At 61.7% G+C, this 17140-nt stretch carries 7 protein-coding genes; 3 read left to right on the top strand and 4 right to left on the bottom strand.

Translation table 11 applies throughout. The annotated features are described in order from the left end of the window. Positions 1-37: 37 nt before the first annotated feature. From ACUJ47_RS13085 to ACUJ47_RS13095, 3 genes are all read left to right on the top strand, one after another. Positions 38-1618 (top strand): leucyl aminopeptidase family protein, encoded by a 1581-nt coding sequence (locus tag ACUJ47_RS13085; RefSeq protein WP_445538818.1) that lies wholly within the window; start codon positions 38-40, stop codon positions 1616-1618. A gap of 165 nt (positions 1619-1783) precedes the next feature. Beyond that, positions 1784-4363 (top strand): ATP-dependent chaperone ClpB, encoded by a 2580-nt coding sequence (gene clpB / locus ACUJ47_RS13090; protein WP_445538819.1) that lies wholly within the window; start codon positions 1784-1786, stop codon positions 4361-4363. Positions 4364-4620: 257 nt separating this feature from the next. Next, positions 4621-8043, top strand: coding sequence for a TonB-dependent receptor domain-containing protein (locus tag ACUJ47_RS13095; RefSeq protein ID WP_445538820.1), 3423 nt, complete (start codon positions 4621-4623; stop codon positions 8041-8043). Positions 8044-8153: 110 nt separating this feature from the next. Here ACUJ47_RS13095 and ACUJ47_RS13100 read toward each other — a convergent pair whose 3' ends face one another. The 4 genes from ACUJ47_RS13100 to ACUJ47_RS13115 all read right to left on the bottom strand — a co-directional run. Further along, positions 8154-9734: a tetratricopeptide repeat-containing sulfotransferase family protein gene (locus ACUJ47_RS13100; RefSeq protein ID WP_445538821.1), complete on the bottom strand. Its 1581-nt coding sequence runs from the start codon at positions 9732-9734 to the stop codon at positions 8154-8156. A 14-nt stretch (positions 9735-9748) separates the two neighbouring features. After that, on the bottom strand, positions 9749-10534 hold the full coding sequence (locus tag ACUJ47_RS13105; protein WP_445538822.1) for a hypothetical protein: 786 nt from the start codon (positions 10532-10534) through the stop codon (positions 9749-9751). A gap of 116 nt (positions 10535-10650) precedes the next feature. Next, complete coding sequence (locus tag ACUJ47_RS13110) at positions 10651-13857, bottom strand: TonB-dependent receptor domain-containing protein (protein WP_445538823.1); 3207 nt, start codon at positions 13855-13857, stop codon at positions 10651-10653. Positions 13858-14080: 223 nt separating this feature from the next. Then, positions 14081-17140: TonB-dependent receptor domain-containing protein (locus ACUJ47_RS13115; protein WP_445538824.1), on the bottom strand; the 3060-nt coding region annotated here is incomplete at its 5' end.

Consider the following 17140-nt stretch of genomic DNA (forward strand, 5'->3'; position numbering starts at 1 on the left):
CCCGGTCAACTCACACCATTTGTCAGGAACCAGAAACTTGCGCCTCAATCAATTCAAGCTCGCCGCTCTTGCTTTCGTCGCTCCGCTCGCGCTCGCCGCGCCTGCGCTTTCCGCGCAGGAAATCGCCGGATCAGGAATCGCGCCCGGTACCGCCGGAAACAGCGCGCCGCGTGCATTCGGCTTTGCCAGCGAAGCGCCTGCAGGCGCAGCCATGGCAATCGTGATGACGGGTGCGCAACTTCCCGCATCGATTTCGCTCTCCGATGCCGATCGCGCTTTGGCCGAGCGCCGGATCGCCGCGCGCGAATTCGCCGGAAAGGCAGGCCAGTCGCTTGAACTGGTGACGGGCGGTGGCGCGACCCGCGTGGTGCTGGTCGGTGCGGCTGCTAATGATGGCGCCCCCGATTGGCGCGCCGTTGGTGGCCGGATCGCTAAGGCGATGGGCGAGGAGAAGGCGCCGGTCGCCATATTGGGCGTCGACGATCCCTCTGCCATGGCCGAAATCGCATTCGGCGCATCGCTGGGCCAGTATCGTTTCGACCGCTACAAGAGCGGCCGCGAGAACCCGCCCGCGCAGACGATGACGTTGGTTGGCAGCGGTGCGGCTGCGGCGCAAGCCATGTGGCAATCGCGCCATGCGCCCCTGGCTGAAGGCGTGGCCCTGGCGCGCGACCTCGTCAACGAACCCGCCAATGTGATCTATCCCGAAAGCTTCGTGGAACGCGCGCGCGCGGCATTTCGCGGCGTTCCGAACGTGACCATCGAAGTGCTCGACCAGGCCGACATGCGGCGGCTGGGGATGGGCGCGATCGCCGGCGTGGGGCAGGGTTCCCCGCGCGGCAGCCGCCTTCTGATGATCACTTACAAGGGGGCGGAGGGCGCCCCGATCGCGCTGGCTGGCAAGGGCATCACTTTCGATACCGGCGGTATCTCGCTCAAGCAGAATCCCGGCATGTGGGAAATGAAGGGCGACATGTCGGGCGCGGCAGCGGTCACCGGAGCTCTGCTGAGCCTCGCCAAGTCGCGCGCGCCGGTCCATGCAGTCGCCGCCGTCGCGCTGGCCGAAAACATGCCGGGCGGCAATGCGCAGCGCCCCGGCGACGTGGTGCGGACGCTTTCGGGCAAGACCATCGAGATCCGCAGCACCGATGCCGAAGGGCGGCTCGTGCTGTCGGACGCGATCGAATACACTGTGCGTGAGCATGCACCCTTCGCTCTGGTCGATATCGCGACGCTGACCGGTTCGGCGGTCCGCGCGCTGGGCGTCGAATATGCCGCGGTCTTTGCGCGCAAGGACGCCCATGCCGAAGCTGCCATCGCCGCGGGCGATGCGACTGACGAGGCGCTGTGGCGCCTGCCGCTCCATCCGGCCTATGCCAAGGCGATCAAGTCCGAGATCGCCGACATCAAGAACGGTGATGCAGACCCGGCACCGGGCGCCAGCGCGGGTGCGCACTTCATCGAGTATTTCGTGCCGAAGGACCTGCCCTGGGTGCATGTCGACATGGCAGCGGTCGATCGCTGTTCCAGCGGCATGCCGACCTGCCCGGGCGGCGCGCGTGGCTTCGGCGTGATGCTGCTCGACGAGCTGGCACGCAATTGGCGCCCGGCCGAATAGTCCAATCGGGACTTTAGTTTAGTACGATCTCGCAGGGGGTCTTGCGGAATGCTTCGCAAGACCCACCTAGTCAGGTAACACACCATCGGGTTGTGATGCCTGCCACCACTTGTGTTGCCAATCTGCAACACTATATTGGCGGAACTAGCGAGTGAGGGATCGTTCATGAACCTGGAAAAATTTACCGATCGCGCCAAGGGTTTCCTGCAAAGCGCGCAGACTGTCGCGATCCGCATGAACCATCAGCGGATCACGCCGACCCACCTGCTCAAGGCATTGCTCGAAGACAATGAAGGCATGGCGGCCGGGCTGATCCAGCGCGCCGGCGGCCATCCTGGCGTGGCGATCACTGAAGTCGATACCGAGCTGGGCAAGATCGCCGCAGTCTCGGGAGGCGGTGCGCAGCAGACCCCCGGTCTCGACAACGACACCGTACGCATTCTCGACCAGGCCGAACAGATCGCCGAGAAATCGGGCGACAGCTATGTAACGGTCGAGCGGCTGCTGGTCGCGCTCGCGCTCGCCAGCACCACCAAGGCAGGGCAGGCGCTGAAGCAGGCCAATGTCGATCCCAAGGCGCTCGAGACGGCAATTGCGGAACTGCGCAAGGGCAAGACTGCCGACAGCGCCAATGCCGAAAGCGCCTATGACGCGATGAAGAAATACGCCCGCGACCTGACGCAGGCGGCGCGCGACGGCAAGCTCGACCCGGTGATCGGCCGCGACGAGGAAATCCGCCGCACGATCCAGATTCTGGCCCGCCGCACCAAGAACAATCCCGCGCTGATCGGCGAACCCGGCACCGGCAAGACCGCGATCGCCGAAGGGCTGGCGCTGCGCATCGCCAATGGCGACGTGCCTGACAGCCTGAAGGGCCGCACGCTGATGTCGCTCGACATGGGTGCGCTGATTGCGGGTGCGAAGTATCGCGGCGAGTTCGAGGAACGGCTCAAGACCGTGCTTGACGAGGTCAAGGGCTCGGACGGCCAGATCATCCTGTTCATCGACGAGATGCACACGCTGATCGGGGCGGGGGCGAGCGAAGGCAGCATGGATGCCTCGAACCTGCTCAAGCCTGCGCTGAGCCGCGGCGAGCTGCACTGCATCGGCGCGACCACGCTCGACGAATACCAGAAGTATGTCGAGAAGGACCCGGCGCTGCAGCGGCGCTTCCAGCCGGTATTCATCGACGAGCCGTCCGTTGAGGACACGATTTCGATCCTGCGCGGTCTCAAGGAGAAGTATGAGCTGCACCACGGTGTGAACATCACCGATGCGGCGCTCGTCGCGGCGGCGCAGCTCAGCAATCGCTACATCCAGAACCGCTTCCTGCCCGACAAGGCGATCGACCTGATGGACGAGGCGGCGAGCCGCATCCGCATGGAAGTGGAATCGAAGCCCGAGGAAATCGAAAAGCTTGATCGCCGGATCATCCAGCTCAAGATCGAGGAGACTGCGCTCGCCAAGGAAAGCGACGACGCCTCGAAAGAGCGCCTCAAGGCGCTGCGCGAGGAGCTGGCGGACCTTGAGGAGCAATCCGCCGCGCTGACCACGCGCTGGCAGAACGAGCGCGACAAGATCCACGCCGAAAGCCGGATCAAGGAGCAGCTCGATGTCGCGCGGTTGGAACTGGAACAGGCCCAGCGCGAAGGCGACCTCGCAAAGGCGGGCGAGCTTTCCTATGGCCGCATCCCCGAACTCGAGAAATCGCTCGCCGAGGCGCGCGGCGCTTCCGAACATGCGCTGCTCCGCGAGGAAGTGACCGAGGAAGACATCGCTGCGGTGGTCAGCCGCTGGACCGGCATTCCGGTCGACAGGATGATGGAGGGCGAGCGCGAGAAACTGCTCCAGATGGAGAGCATCCTGGGCAAGCGCGTGATCGGACAGAGCCAGGCGATCGAGGCGGTCAGCAAAGCCGTCCGTCGCGCGCGCGCAGGCCTGCAGGATCCGAACAGGCCGCTCGGCAGCTTCCTGTTCCTCGGCCCCACGGGCGTGGGCAAGACCGAGCTGACCAAGGCACTCGCCGAATTCCTTTTCGATGACGACACCGCCATGGTCCGTATCGACATGAGCGAATTCATGGAGAAGCACGCGGTCGCCCGCCTGATCGGCGCGCCTCCGGGCTATGTCGGCTATGAAGAGGGCGGGGTGTTGACCGAAGCGGTGCGACGCAGGCCGTACCAGGTCGTGCTGTTCGACGAGGTCGAGAAAGCGCACAACGATGTCTTCAACGTGCTGCTGCAGGTGCTCGACGACGGTCGCCTGACCGACGGACAGGGCCGTGTGGTCGATTTCTCCAACACGCTGATCATCCTCACTTCGAACCTCGGCAGCCAGTATCTCGCCAATCTGGGCGACGACCAGAAGGTCGAGGATGTCGAACCGCAGGTGATGGACGTGGTGCGCGGGCATTTCCGCCCGGAATTCCTTAACCGGCTGGACGAGATCATCCTGTTCCACCGCCTGGGGCAGGAGCACATGGCGCCGATCGTCGATATCCAGGTGGGCCGGGTGCAGAAGCTGCTCAAGGACCGCAAGATCACGCTCGACCTCAGCGAAGGAGCCAAGAAGTGGCTTGGCCGCGTCGGCTACGATCCGGTCTATGGCGCGCGCCCGCTCAAGCGCGCGGTGCAGCGTTACCTGCAGGACCCGCTGGCCGAAATGTTGCTGGAGGGGAAGGTGCCCGATGGCAGCACGGTGACCATCGACGAAGGCGATGGCGAGCTGCAGATGGAAGTAAAGTAGGTCGTCGCGTAATTTAATTACGCGGAAATACCTTTTGAACTCAGATCGTTACGCCACCAGTGTCATTTGTGGGATTTTCGCAACATCCCATTAGATATTAGTCTCCGAGCTTTGACATGGCACGAGTGATTTTGCACTAGTACAAAATCCTTGGGGGCTGGGGCTTGGGATAACAGGGGGATTCGCGTGGGTCCGTATTGGGCTCGCGCGAAACTGTTATCCAAGATCCGGTTCCAGTTGTGGTGACTGGAGAAATCATGAAGAAATTCCAAAGCAATTCGGTGAAGGCGCTGGCCTTCTCTGCATCGGCTATCGCGCTGGTGATCGCGGCGCCTGCCTATGCACAGGATGCGCAGCAAGACGACGAGCAGGAAGAGGCTGCTGAAGTAACGCAAGGCGGGCAGGCAACACCTGACCAGCACTCGGCGATCGTCGTTACCGGTTCGCGCATTCAGCGCGACTCGCCCTACAACAGCATTTCGCCGTTGCAGGTGCTTGACACCGAAGCGCTCCAGGATGCCGGCCAGTTCGACGCTGCGCAGATCCTGCAGCAATCCGAAGCGGCTGCAGGCACGCAGATCGACGCGACCTTCCAGGGCTTCGTGCTTAACAACGGCCCGGGCTCGCAAACGCTCGACCTTCGCGGCCTCGGGGCAGACCGCACCCTGCTGCTGGTCAATGGCCGTCGCCTCGCGCCCGCCGGCGTTGAAGGCGCTCCGACCAACCCGTCAATCAACATGATCCCGACCTCGCTGGTGGCGCGCTACGACCTGCTGCTCGACGGTGCGTCGTCGGTCTATGGTTCGGACGCGGTTGCCGGCGTTGGCAACATTGTCCTGCGCAAGGACCTCGACGGGTTCGAAGTCTTTGCATCGGGCAACAAGAACGAACAGAGCAACGGTGGTGACGACTGGCAGATCAGCGCGGCATGGGGCAAGCGCGGCAGCAACTGGCAGTTCGGCATCGGCGCGGAATATGCGAAGCGCGACGAGATCAAGCTGGGTGACCGCGACTTCCTCTCTGGATGTAACACCCACTACGAAATCGACCAGGATGGGAACATCCGCACGATCGGCCTTTCGGACGATGCCAACACCCGGCGTCTGTCGAACGGTGCGATCGGCGAAGTCACGACCGCGTGTAAGATCGAAGTCGCTGCAAAGCGCATCATTCCCAGCTCGTCGCCCGGTGTCGCCGGTAGCGGCCTGTTCTTCAGCTCGATCTATTACGATCCGACCACCTACGCTTCGACCGGCCAGGCGGGTAATACCGGCATCCCGGGTTTCTCGGACGCATTCGACGCGTTCGGCCGTCCGGTCGACCGCAATGGCGACGGGCTGCTGGACGTCGATTACACTGCAGTGACTCGCAACGGCAACGATCTCGAAGTGTCGTTCGTCAGCCCGCAAGATTTGTACAACGTCATGGCCTATGGCGAGTACACCTTCGAGGGCGACTGGAACATCACACCCTTCTTCGAAGCCAATTACAGCCGCGCTGACGTCAAGGCTCGTGGCAACGTGCCGCAGCTCTTCCCGGTTGTCGGCTCGAACAACCCGTTCAACCCCTGTAACCTCAACCAGCCCAACGGGGTGGACTGCGGTCTCGCACAGAATACGTTCGATGGCCTGACGGGAACGGTCAACGCTCGCCGGCTCGGCCTGTCGTACACCGTCCAGCCGGTGGTCAGCGTGTTCGGGGACCGCAATTTCGTCGAGACGAAGCAGGAACAGTACCGCGGCGTGTTCGGTGTCCGGGGCGACCTGCCCTTCATCAACTTCGGCCCGGGCAATGACTGGACCTTCGAAGTGGCAGGCGTCTATTCGAGGTCGGAAGGCAAATCTTCGCGTCTCGGTATTCGCGCCGACAAGCTCGCACTTGCGCTGGGCCTCGACCCGACCGTCGCCAGCCCGACGCGCCAGTCGACTCCGGTCCAGCTCGCTGGCGGGCCCTGCTCGACGACGGGCTTCAGCAACCCTTCGAACGTCCAGCCTGACCTTCTGCAGGGCTGCGTTCCCGTCAACCTGTTCGCGCCGAGCCTTTACGAAAACGTGATCGGTGACTTCGCGACCCAGGCCGAGCGGGATTACGTGTTCGACAGCCGCGATTTCGACACGGTCTACGAACAGACGATCGTATCCACCTTCATCCAGGGTAGCGTGTTCGACCTGCGTGGCGGCCCTGCCAAGGTCGTGCTCGGCGCCGAATATCGCAATGACAAGCTCGAATCGATCCCGGACGAAGTGGCTTCGCAAGGCCTGTTCTTCGGCTTCTTCGCCGACCAGGGTGCTGTCGGCAGCAAGGAAACCAAGGAAGTCTTTGGCGAAATCGACCTTCCGCTGATGTCGGGGGAAACCTTTGTCCAGGACCTCAGGCTGAACCTGTCGGGCCGTCTGACGGACGACGAGTTCTACGGCACGAACGAAACCTATTCGGTCAAGTTCGGCTGGCGTCCGATCCAGCAACTGCTGATCAAGGCAGCCTACGGCACATCGTTCCGCGCGCCTAACCTGCGCGAGAACTTCCTGGCCGGCCAGTCTGGCTTCTCGACCATCAGCGATCCTTGCGCCGTTCCGACCGCAGCCTATGCACCGCTCGGTGGCGGATACAACGCGGCGCTCGATACTCGCGATCCGGTGATCCTGGCGAATTGCCGCCGCGAAGGTCGCGATCCGACGCGTGTCGGTATCGATGGTCCGAACGGCCCGAACGTGATCCAGGCAGCTAGCGTCGAAGTCACTTCAGGTGGCAGCTTCTTCCTCGATCCCGAAACCTCGAAGTCTCTGACGGCCGGTTTCGCGTTCACCGAACAGCTCGGCCCGGTCGATTTCGCGTTCAACTTCAACTACTACCGGATCAAGGTCAGCGGTGCGATCGCTGAGCCGACCGGGCAGTTCCTCGTCAACCAGTGCTTCCTTCGTGACGATCCGCAGCGCAGCAGCTTCTGCGATTTCATCGAATACCAGACCGATCCATCATCGCGACTGATGATCAGCGACGTCTTCGCGGGCTTCGTGAACATCAACTCGGAAATCGTAAAGGGTATCGACCTGAACGCCGATTTCCGCACCGATGTGACCATCGGAAAGAAGGACGTTCGCCTTGGCTTGAACCTGCGCGCGAACCACCTAATCCAGCGTGACACGATCTTCCTCGACTCGGCGGGTAACCCGACGCTTGACGAGGATGCGGGTGAATTCGGCTTCCCGTCGTGGACGGGCCGCGCGACCTTCACGGCGAACATGGCTCCGTTCACCTTCACCTGGCAGACACGCATGATCGGCAAGACCGAGCAGCAGGCCGACGGCATCGATCCGCTGTCCGATGCTTTCGGCTATGGTCCTGACGGTGTCCGCACCGGCTTCACCGGCAACACCTGCCTTGGTGCGGGTTCGCGCAACACTTCGGGTGCGAATGTCGGCCAGGTCAACGGGATCGTCGCCGGTGACAACACCTGGTGCCGTGACGTCGGCTTTGCGGATGCCTATTTCGTGAGCTCGGCTTCGATCCGCTATCAGGCTGACTGGTTTGAAGTTCGAGTCGGCGTGTCGAACATCTTCGACAAGTCCCCGCCGCGTATCGACACTGCTCAGGTGTTCGGTCTCGCCAACACGCCGATCGGTAACGGCTATGACCTGAACGGTCGCGAGTTCTTCGCTTCGACCCGTTTCAAGTTCTAAGCCGGTCGATCGACTGGAGCGACAATTGCGGCCCCGGACTTCGGTCCGGGGCCGTTCTTCTTTTCAGTAAGAGTTGGCGATGCCCGTCCAGGCAGGGCATCAATCTGGAATCAGGCGAGGTCGCCCAGCACTTCGCGCAGGGGATCGAGCCATTCGGAATAGGGCCGCCACACTTCCATGCCGTCGCGGTTCAGCGGGCGCCTGACCTGCTCGCTGCTGGGCGTTCGTACGACGCGATCCAGCTGGTGGAACTGAAGCAAGGCATCGTCCCACGGCAGGCCGAGATATTCCATCACCGGGGCGAGTTCGCTCTGCGCATCGGCGACCAGCCTGCTGTAATCCACGTGCTGCACCATGCCAGGCGCCACCTTCTTAAGGTGATCCATCAGCCGGACATTGTCGACATAGCTGCGGCCGACATCCTTGAGCGTGAATGACGAAGCGTGCGCGCTGGTGAAGGACTGCGTGAAGTTCGAAAAGCAACAGTCCATCGCCGGGCGGCGAATGTCGATGAAGCGGGCTTGCGGCAAGATCCGTCGGATCAGCAGGATGTTGCCCCAATTGTGCGGCAGCTTGTCGATGAAAAAGGGACGATCGGTCGTCCGATGCCACTGCGCACGGCGGAGATATTCGCGCCCGAACGCCTGCGCCTGTTGGTCCGGCAATTGCATGATCGCCTGGGTGACCGTGATCTCCCCCCGTCGTGTGGCCATTTCCATGAATGAGCGGAGGATTGCCGGGATATAGGGCAATTCGCCGATCGGTTCGATCGACGGATGGCTCCCGAGCATCTGTTCCAGCAGCGTCGAGCCCGAGCGCGGGAGCGAAACGATGAAGATCGGCGTACTGTCGCCCAGCGCTTCCTTTGGCAGCCCGTTCAAATAGGCCGCATCCACAAGACGTTCGACCTCTGACACTTCCTGTGTCAGCTCTTCTGCATTGTAGTTCAGGCTTTCGGCGCGGATGCGGTTGCCTTCGTCATAATGGCGGAAGGCGGCCTCATACTCGCCCCGGTCATGAAGCGCGCGCGCGAGTGCAAAATTCAGCGGTGCCTGGTTGCGCGGATCGATCGCGATGGCCAGAGCTTGTCGCATCGCGGCGATATCCGCGTCATCGAATACTTTCCGCTTGATGCTGGCTATGCCCCACCAAGCTTCCCCGAATTCGTCATCAATGGCGATGGCACGGCGATAGGCCGCTATTGCCTGATCGACCTCGCCTGCAGACCGAAGGCTGTGCCCGTATGCGAGCCAAAGCGGCTGATGGTCTGCACGTGCTTCCACCAATTCCTTGTAGAGCGCTCGCGCGTCATCGCTGCGCCCGGTCTTCTCGAGCAAGCCCGCGACGATTGCCTTGAGGCTGTGATCGCCGCTCTCGGCCGCCAATTGTTCGAACATCGGCAGCGCTTCCAGCGGGCGTTCCTGCTGGCTCATCACCGCCGCAAGGTTGCGGCGAGCCTCGAAGTCCCTTGCCCCGCGCGCGATCGCGCTACGCAGGAAATGCTCGGCCTGCCCGAGCGCGCCCAGCCGCATGGCGCAAAAACCGATCTTCGACAGCGCACGATGGTCATTGGGGTTCTGGCGCAAATATCCGACAAGAAGTTGGGCGGCGTGTTCGTATTGCTCGGAATCGATCAGCCCCTGGGCTCGCGCGAGAGCCGGATTGGTGCTAATTGTGCCGTAATTATCCATTATGTATCAGAACCCTAGCGATAACCGAGCAGCGAGCGCAGGCCCGGGGCCTGGTATTCCACGAGCGCGCGATGCCGTTCGCCGAGGACATTGGGCAAATCCATCGCAATGCCCGAAAGGTTCTCCCGGGCCGTTCCGCTCTGGTTGCGATCGGATCCGCGCCGGACGCGCTCGCGCCAGTCATCGGGCATGGCGATTCCACATGCTTCGAGCAGAGCGGCAAAGAAGCCTTCCGCCTCGGCGCTCTCAAGCGCGCCGATATGGCGCAGCAGGTCTTCATAAGTCACGACGTGGCAGCGCGCGCCGAGCCAGGCCGCCGCGTTGAGCTCGTAAATATCGTTGAGCGAGGGCAGCTTGCCCGGCAATCCGAAGATCATCATCGTCAGCAATTCGTCAGCCGATAGCGCGCCGCTGTTCAAATGGTTGACATTGCTCTCGAACTGGTCGGACAGGATGAAACGCGCACGGGCGATCACCCAGTCATAGGGATCGCGATAGAGCAATATGCGCCGTGTGGACGCGGTCTCGATTGCCGAAGCATCGGCGAAAAAAAGGTGGCCCCAGCTCAACTGCGGCTTCGATGGATCGAAGGCGGAGAGGTGCTGCTTCATATTGGCCCACTGAATGAAGTCCGCATTGTATTGCTGGTCGACTGGCACGAACATGCGGATGATGTTTCGCAGCAGGTGGCTTCCACTCTTGGGGACAGAATTAAGGAAGACCGGCTGCGTCAGCCGCGCTTGCGCGAATTCAGCATTGGCTTCGTCCAGCGTGTCTCGCTGGACCAATATCCGCGGCATTGCGCCCGCCTTTCTGGAACTTGCTTCGTTGGGGAGCAGCTCTAACAAAAGGGGCGGCATGTTGCCATGCCGCCCCGTTCGTTTTTTTCAGCCGCCAGGCGGTCTGTTCGGAGTGATCAGAACTTCGCGGTCAGGTTCACGAAGCCGCGCCGTCCGGCAAAGCCGTATTGCGAAGCTGCGATAACCGGGCCCAGCATGCCGATCTGGTTGCCGTTGAGCACCGAGACGCGCGGCGGCCGGGTATCGAACAGATTGTTGATGCCTGCCGTGATTTCGAAGCGACCGTCGCCGATTTCCTTGGTGACCGAGAAGTTGTGATAGAACTTCGCGCTCGCCGTTACGTCAGGGCAATAGGTGCCATAGATCGGCAAATCGTCCGACGGATCAGCGGTGTCCTGGCGATTGAACGAGTTGATGCACGGGCCGCCAAAGGCGTCTTCCAGTTCCTTCTGGTTTGACGTCGCACCGATCACGTTGATGCCATAAAACAGGCTGAGGCCCGATTCATGCGCCCAGGTCGCGCGGAAGTCGCCGACCCACTTGGGCGAACCTGCTTCGCCATTGTCCGATTCGATCGGCGAACCGGGCAGAAGCTGGAAGTCATCCTTCAGCTGCCAGGTCATGTCCGCAGTGAGCGTGAGCACGCCCATGTTGCCGAAATCGTGCTTCAGGTTGATTGCAAGGTCGATGCCGCGATTGCGCTGGCTCGCGATATTGACAAACTTGTCGAACACTTCGTCGATCTGGTAGATCGCCGTGGCGTTCTGGCCGCGAGTGAAGAGATCGCACAGCGGTTCGTTGGCGAAGTCCTCGGAGTCGTAGCAACCGAACAAGATGTTGGCTGCGCCCAGCTGCGAGACTTCGCCTTTCACCTTGATGTCGAAATAATCGACAGCAATGCGCAGGTCGGTATCGCCCAGGAAGGTCAGCTTCGGGGTCAGGATCGTGCCCACCACGAAAGCCTTCGAGGTTTCGGCTTCGAGCAAGCCAAGGCCGCCCGAGGAGACCACTGTGGCATCGATGCCACTAGCCGAATAGTTGCCAGGAATCCCATCTGCCGCGCAGTTATCGGCCACGCGCTGCGAGGTCGTGCCAGCGATAAGGCCCGCTGCCCAGCTTGAACACGGATCGATCCGGCTCTGCCTTTCAAATTTCGTCTCGTCAGCCAGGAACTGTTCGAACAGCGCCGGAGCACGGAACGAAGTGCCATAGCTGCCGCGGAAGCGGAGCCAGTCGTTGACCGCCCAGTTGAGGCCGAGCTTGTAGGTCCAGTTGCCATTGTCGGAGTCCGACACGCCATCCGACGCGCGGGTCGCCTTCACATTGGTGACGCGGCCTGCTGCCGAAAGCGTCAGCTCTTCGAAGAAGGGCTTGTCCGCCAGCAGCGGGACGCTGAGTTCGCCGAAGGCTTCGAGCGTGTCGCTCTTGCCCGCGGTGATGCCGCTGGCCGAAGCGCCCCAGGCATTGGCAGCCAGGGTGATCTCGCCCGGCGTGTCGTTGATCTTGTCGCGACGTGCGGTGCCGCCGAAGGCCACGCCGACCGGGCCTGCCGGCAGTTCGAGCAGATTGCCCGAGATCGAGAATTCACCAGTCAGCTGGGTGTAGACAGTCTTGCCTTCTTCCCAGTCGAACAGGAAGTCGACCTGTTCCTGCGTCAGATTGCCGCGCAGGAATTCAGGGTCGGCCCACGGAATGTCGATACACTGCTTGCCCGAAACGGGCAGGGTGGTGCCGACGCAGGAGCTGTACTGGAAATAACCCGAATCGTACGCATCCTGCAGGATCTGCTCGCTGCGATAGCGGCCGATGCTGCGGCTGTACTGGCCATAGACTTCGTACTTCCAGTCGCCCTTGCCGCCGATGTCGCCGCGCAGGCCGCCGACGCCGCGGTAGTAATCGACCTTCTGGCTATTGTCGTAATGGTTGGTGATCGCGGTCGGGCTGATGAAATTGACGCCCTGCCAGCCGTCACCCCAATAGTTGTACAAATTGCCTGCGCCGGTGCTGTAGATGTCGCCGGTCCAGCCGAAGTTCCAGAACTGGCGCCAGCCGTTCTGATAGGTCTTGCGGCGGTTGTAGAGGAACTCGCCGAACAGCTCGACACTGTCCGATATCTCGTACGAACCTTCGGCATAGATCGTATAGAGATCGGTCTCCGGCACGATCGTCTGTTCACCTACGAAGGGGTGGTAGGCGTTCTGCACCGCCATCGACGCAGCATCATAGCCGGTCGGGTAGAAGCCGGCAGGTGCGCTGAAGTCGCCAACATAAGCTGGGGCGCCATAGGCTGGAAGGCCGAGGTTACCTGCCGCGATGCCGTCCGCATATTGGTACTGAATAAGGACTGTACGACCGCCAGGCGAGGTCTGGGTGCCGGTGTTTGCTCCACCGGGACCATCCAGGAACATATTGCCGAGCGGCTGGCCAAACGAAGCGGGCCATGGGCGCGTGTTGCTATGCAAGTAGTTGTAGGTCCAGACATGGCCCCAGCGCAGGTCTTCGCAATGCGGCTTGCCGGTGCGCGGATCGATCAGGTCCGCACGATTGCCACTTTCATTATAGATATTGGCTTCGGGGCAGGCGAGATAGTCGCGGTCGCCACGAGCGAGCTCGTTGGTGCGCGAATAATCGCCCGCGATCATGAAGTGGCCGCGATCAAAGGTCTTGGTCCAGGATCCGCTGATGCGATATTCCTCGCCGCCGGTGTCGAACGGAACCGAAGCGTTCATGTTGAAGGTAAAGCCGTCTTCGCGCTTGCCCGTGGTGATGTTGACCACGCCGGCGATCGCGTCCGAACCATAGACCGACGATGCACCGGTCTTGAGGATCTGGATGCCGTTGATGATCGAGAGCGGCAGCACGTTAAGGTCGAAGGAGGACACGCCGCCGCGTGTACCGGCCGGGCCGGCACGGCGGCCATTGAGCAGCACCAGCGTGCGGTTGGCGCCAAGGCCGCGAAGGCTGATGGTTTGCGCGCCGGGGCCGCCATTGGTGACGAAGTTCGACGAAAGCGCCGAAGTGATCTGGGTCGAACCAGCCGCGATCGGCGAAGTCTGCAACGCCTCGGCGAGCGAGAGCTTGCCTTCCTTCTTGGCGATCTCAGGGCTGACGATGGCGATCGGGTCAGGGCTGTTGAACGGCGTTACGTTCTGGATGCGCGAGCCGGTGACCAGAATCGCATCCGACTCGGGAGATGCCTGACCGGCCTCTTCCGCGACTTCGGCATCTTGAGCCAGGACCGGACTCGAAAGCGCGACCGCGCCCAAAGCGACACCAGCAAGCAACGGCAAACGGCCGCGCTTGGCACCCAAAATCATTCTCATAAGTATGCGCCCTCAATTTACGCGGCCCGAACCGCCGGATCGACTGCAGAAAGCAAAGTGAGGGATTTGAGACAAGGCAAGGAGGGCAGTTAAACTGCACTAGTGCAATTTAGAACCCGCTCTCGACTTTGTAACTTCATGAGCTTTTGAATCAAAAGGGGCGGCATGTTGCCATGCCGCCCCGTTCGTTTTTTTCAGCCGCCAGGCGGTCTGTTCGGAGTGATCAGAACTTCGCGGTCAGGTTCACGAAGCCGCGCCGTCCGGCAAAGCCGTATTGCGAAGCTGCGATAACCGGGCCCAGCATGCCGATCTGGTTGCCGTTGAGCACCGAGACGCGCGGCGGGCGGGTATCGAACAGATTGTTGATGCCTGCCGTGATTTCGAAGCGACCGTCGCCGATTTCCTTGGTGACCGAGAAGTTGTGATAGAACTTCGCGCTCGCCGTTACGTCAGGGCAATAGGTGCCATAGATCGGCAAATCGTCCGACGGATCAGCGGTGTCCTGGCGATTGAACGAGTTGATGCACGGGCCGCCAAAGGCGTCTTCCAGTTCCTTCTGGTTCGACGTCGCACCGATCACGTTGATGCCATAAAACAGGCTGAGGCCCGATTCATGCGCCCAGGTCGCGCGGAAGTCGCCGACCCACTTGGGCGAACCTGCTTCGCCATTGTCCGATTCGATCGGCGAACCGGGCAGAAGCTGGAAGTCATCCTTCAGCTGCCAGGTCATGTCCGCAGTGAGCGTGAGCAGGCCAAGCTTGCCGAAGTCGTGCTTCAGGTTGATTGCAAGGTCGATGCCGCGATTGCGCTGGCTCGCGATATTGACAAACTTGTCGTACACTTCGTCGATCTGGTAGATCGCCGTGGCGTTCTGGCCGCGAGTGAAGAGATCGCACAGCGGTTCGTTGGCGAAGTCCTCGGAGTTGTAGCAACCGAACAAGATGTTGGCTGCGCCCAGCTGCGAGACTTCGCCTTTCACCTTGATGTCGAAATAATCGACAGCAATGCGCAGGTCGGTATCGCCCAGGAAGGTCAGCTTCGGGGTCAGGATCGTGCCCACCACGAAAGCCTTCGAGGTTTCGGCTTCAAGCACGCCAAGACCGCCAGATGCGATCGCGGTGGCGCTTACACCGCCAGCCGCATAATTGCCCGGAATGCCGTCTGCCGCGCAGTTATCGGCCACGCGCTGCGAGGTCGTGCCAGCGATAAGGCCCGCTGCCCAGCTTGAACACGGATCGATCCTGCCTTGCGAGGGGAAGCTCGTCTCGTCAGCCAGGAACTGTTCGAACAGCGCCGGAGCACGGAACGAAGTGCCATAGCTGCCGCGGAAGCGGAGCCAGTCGTTGACCGCCCAGTTGAGGCCGAGCTTGTAGGTCCAGTTGCCGTTGTCGGAGTCCGACACGCCATCCGACGCGCGGGTTGCCTTCACATTGGTGACGCGACCTGCCGCCGAAAGCGTCAGCTCTTCGAAGAAGGGCTTGTCCGCCAGCAGCGGAACGCTGAGCTCGCCGAAGGCTTCGAGCGTGTCGCTCTTGCCCGCGGTGATGCCGCTGGCCGAAGCGCCCCAGGCATTGGCAGCCAGGGTGATCTCGCCCGGCGTGTCGTTGATCTTGTCGCGACGTGCGGTGCCGCCGAAGGCCACGCCGACCGGGCCTGCCGGCAGTTCGAGCAGATTGCCCGAGATCGAGAATTCACCAGTCAGCTGGGTGTAGACAGTCTTGCCTTCTTCCCAGTCGAACAGGAAGTCGACCTGTTCCTGCGTGAGGTTGCCGCGCAGGAATTCAGGGTCGGCCCACGGAATATCGATACACTGCTTGCCCGAGACGGGCAGGATGTCACCGACGCAGGAGCTATATTGGAAATAGCCCGAATCGTACGCATCCTGCAGGATCTGCTCGCTGCGATAGCGGCCGATGCTGCGGCTGTACTGGCCATAGACTTCGTACTTCCAGTCACCCTTGCCGCCGATGTCGCCGCGCAGGCCGCCGACGCCGCGGTAGTAATCGACCTTCTGGCTATTGTCCGAATGGTTGGTGATCGCGGTCGGGCTGATGAAATTGACGCCCTGCCAGCCGTCACCCCAATAGTTGAAGTAATTGCCTGCACCGGTGCTGTACAGATCGCCAGTCCAGCCGAAGTTCCAGAACTGGCGCCAGCCGTTCTGATAGGTCTTGCGGCGGTTGTAGAGGAACTCGCCGAACAGCTCGACACTGTCCGATATCTCGTACGAACCTTCGGCATAGATCGTATAGAGATCGGTCTCCGGCACGATCGTCTGCTCTTCCACGAAGGGGTGGTAGGCGTTCTGCACCGCCATCGACGCAGCATCATAGCCGGTCGGGTAGAAGCCGGCAGGTGCGCTGAAGTCGCCAACATAAGCTGGGGCGCCATAGGCTGGAAGGCCGAGGTTACCTGCCGCGATGCCGTCCGCATATTGGTACTGAATAAGGACCGTACGACCGCCAGGCGAGGTCTGGGTGCCGGTGTTTGCTCCACCGGGACCATCCAGGAACATATTGCCGAGCGGCTGGCCAAACGAAGCGGGCCATGGGCGCGTGTTGCTATGCAAGTAGTTGTAGGTCCAGACATGGCCCCAGCGCAGGTCAGAGCACATCGGTTTGCCGGTGCGCGTATCGATCAGGTCCGCACGAGCGCCGCTTTCATTGAAAACATAAGCTTCGGGGCAGGCGAGATAGTCGCGGTCGCCACGAGCGAGCTCGTTGATGTGCGTGTAGTCGCCCGCGATCATGAAGTGGCCGCGATCGAAGGTCTTGGTCCAGGATCCGTTGATGCGATATTCCTCGCCGCCGGTGTCGAACGGAACCGAAGCGTTCACGTTCATGGTGAAACCGTCTTCACGCTTGCCGGTGGTGATATTGACCACGCCGGCGATCGCGTCCGAACCATAGACCGACGATGCACCGGTCTTGAGGATCTGGATGCCGTTGATGACCGACAGCGGCAGCACGTTAAGGTCGAAGGACGACACAGCGCCGCGCGTACCGGCGGGGCCGGCACGGCGTCCGTTGAGCAGCACCAGCGTGCGGTTGGCGCCAAGGCCACGAAGGTCAACCGTCTGCGCGCCGGGGCCGCCATTGGTGACGAAGTTCGACGAAAGCGCCGAAGTGATCTGGGTCGAACCAGCCGCGATCGGCGAAGTCTGCAGCGCTTCGGCGAGCGAGAGCTTGCCTTCCTTCTTGGCGATCTCAGGGCTGACGATGGCGATCGGGTCAGGGCTGTTGAACGGCGTTACGTTCTGGATGCGCGAGCCGGTGACCAGAAT

It is taken from the genome of Altererythrobacter sp. Z27, from assembly GCF_052683155.1.

Coding starts and splice junctions, on each gene's coding strand:
- clpB (WP_445538819.1), top strand. CDS start 1,784: ATGAACCTGGAAAAATTTACCGATCGCGCCAAGGGTTTCCTGCAAAGC.
- ACUJ47_RS13095 (WP_445538820.1), top strand. CDS start 4,621: ATGAAGAAATTCCAAAGCAATTCGGTGAAGGCGCTGGCCTTCTCTGCA.
- ACUJ47_RS13100 (WP_445538821.1), bottom strand. CDS start 9,734: ATGGATAATTACGGCACAATTAGCACCAATCCGGCTCTCGCGCGAGCC.
- ACUJ47_RS13105 (WP_445538822.1), bottom strand. CDS start 10,534: ATGCCGCGGATATTGGTCCAGCGAGACACGCTGGACGAAGCCAATGCT.
- ACUJ47_RS13110 (WP_445538823.1), bottom strand. CDS start 13,857: ATGAGAATGATTTTGGGTGCCAAGCGCGGCCGTTTGCCGTTGCTTGCT.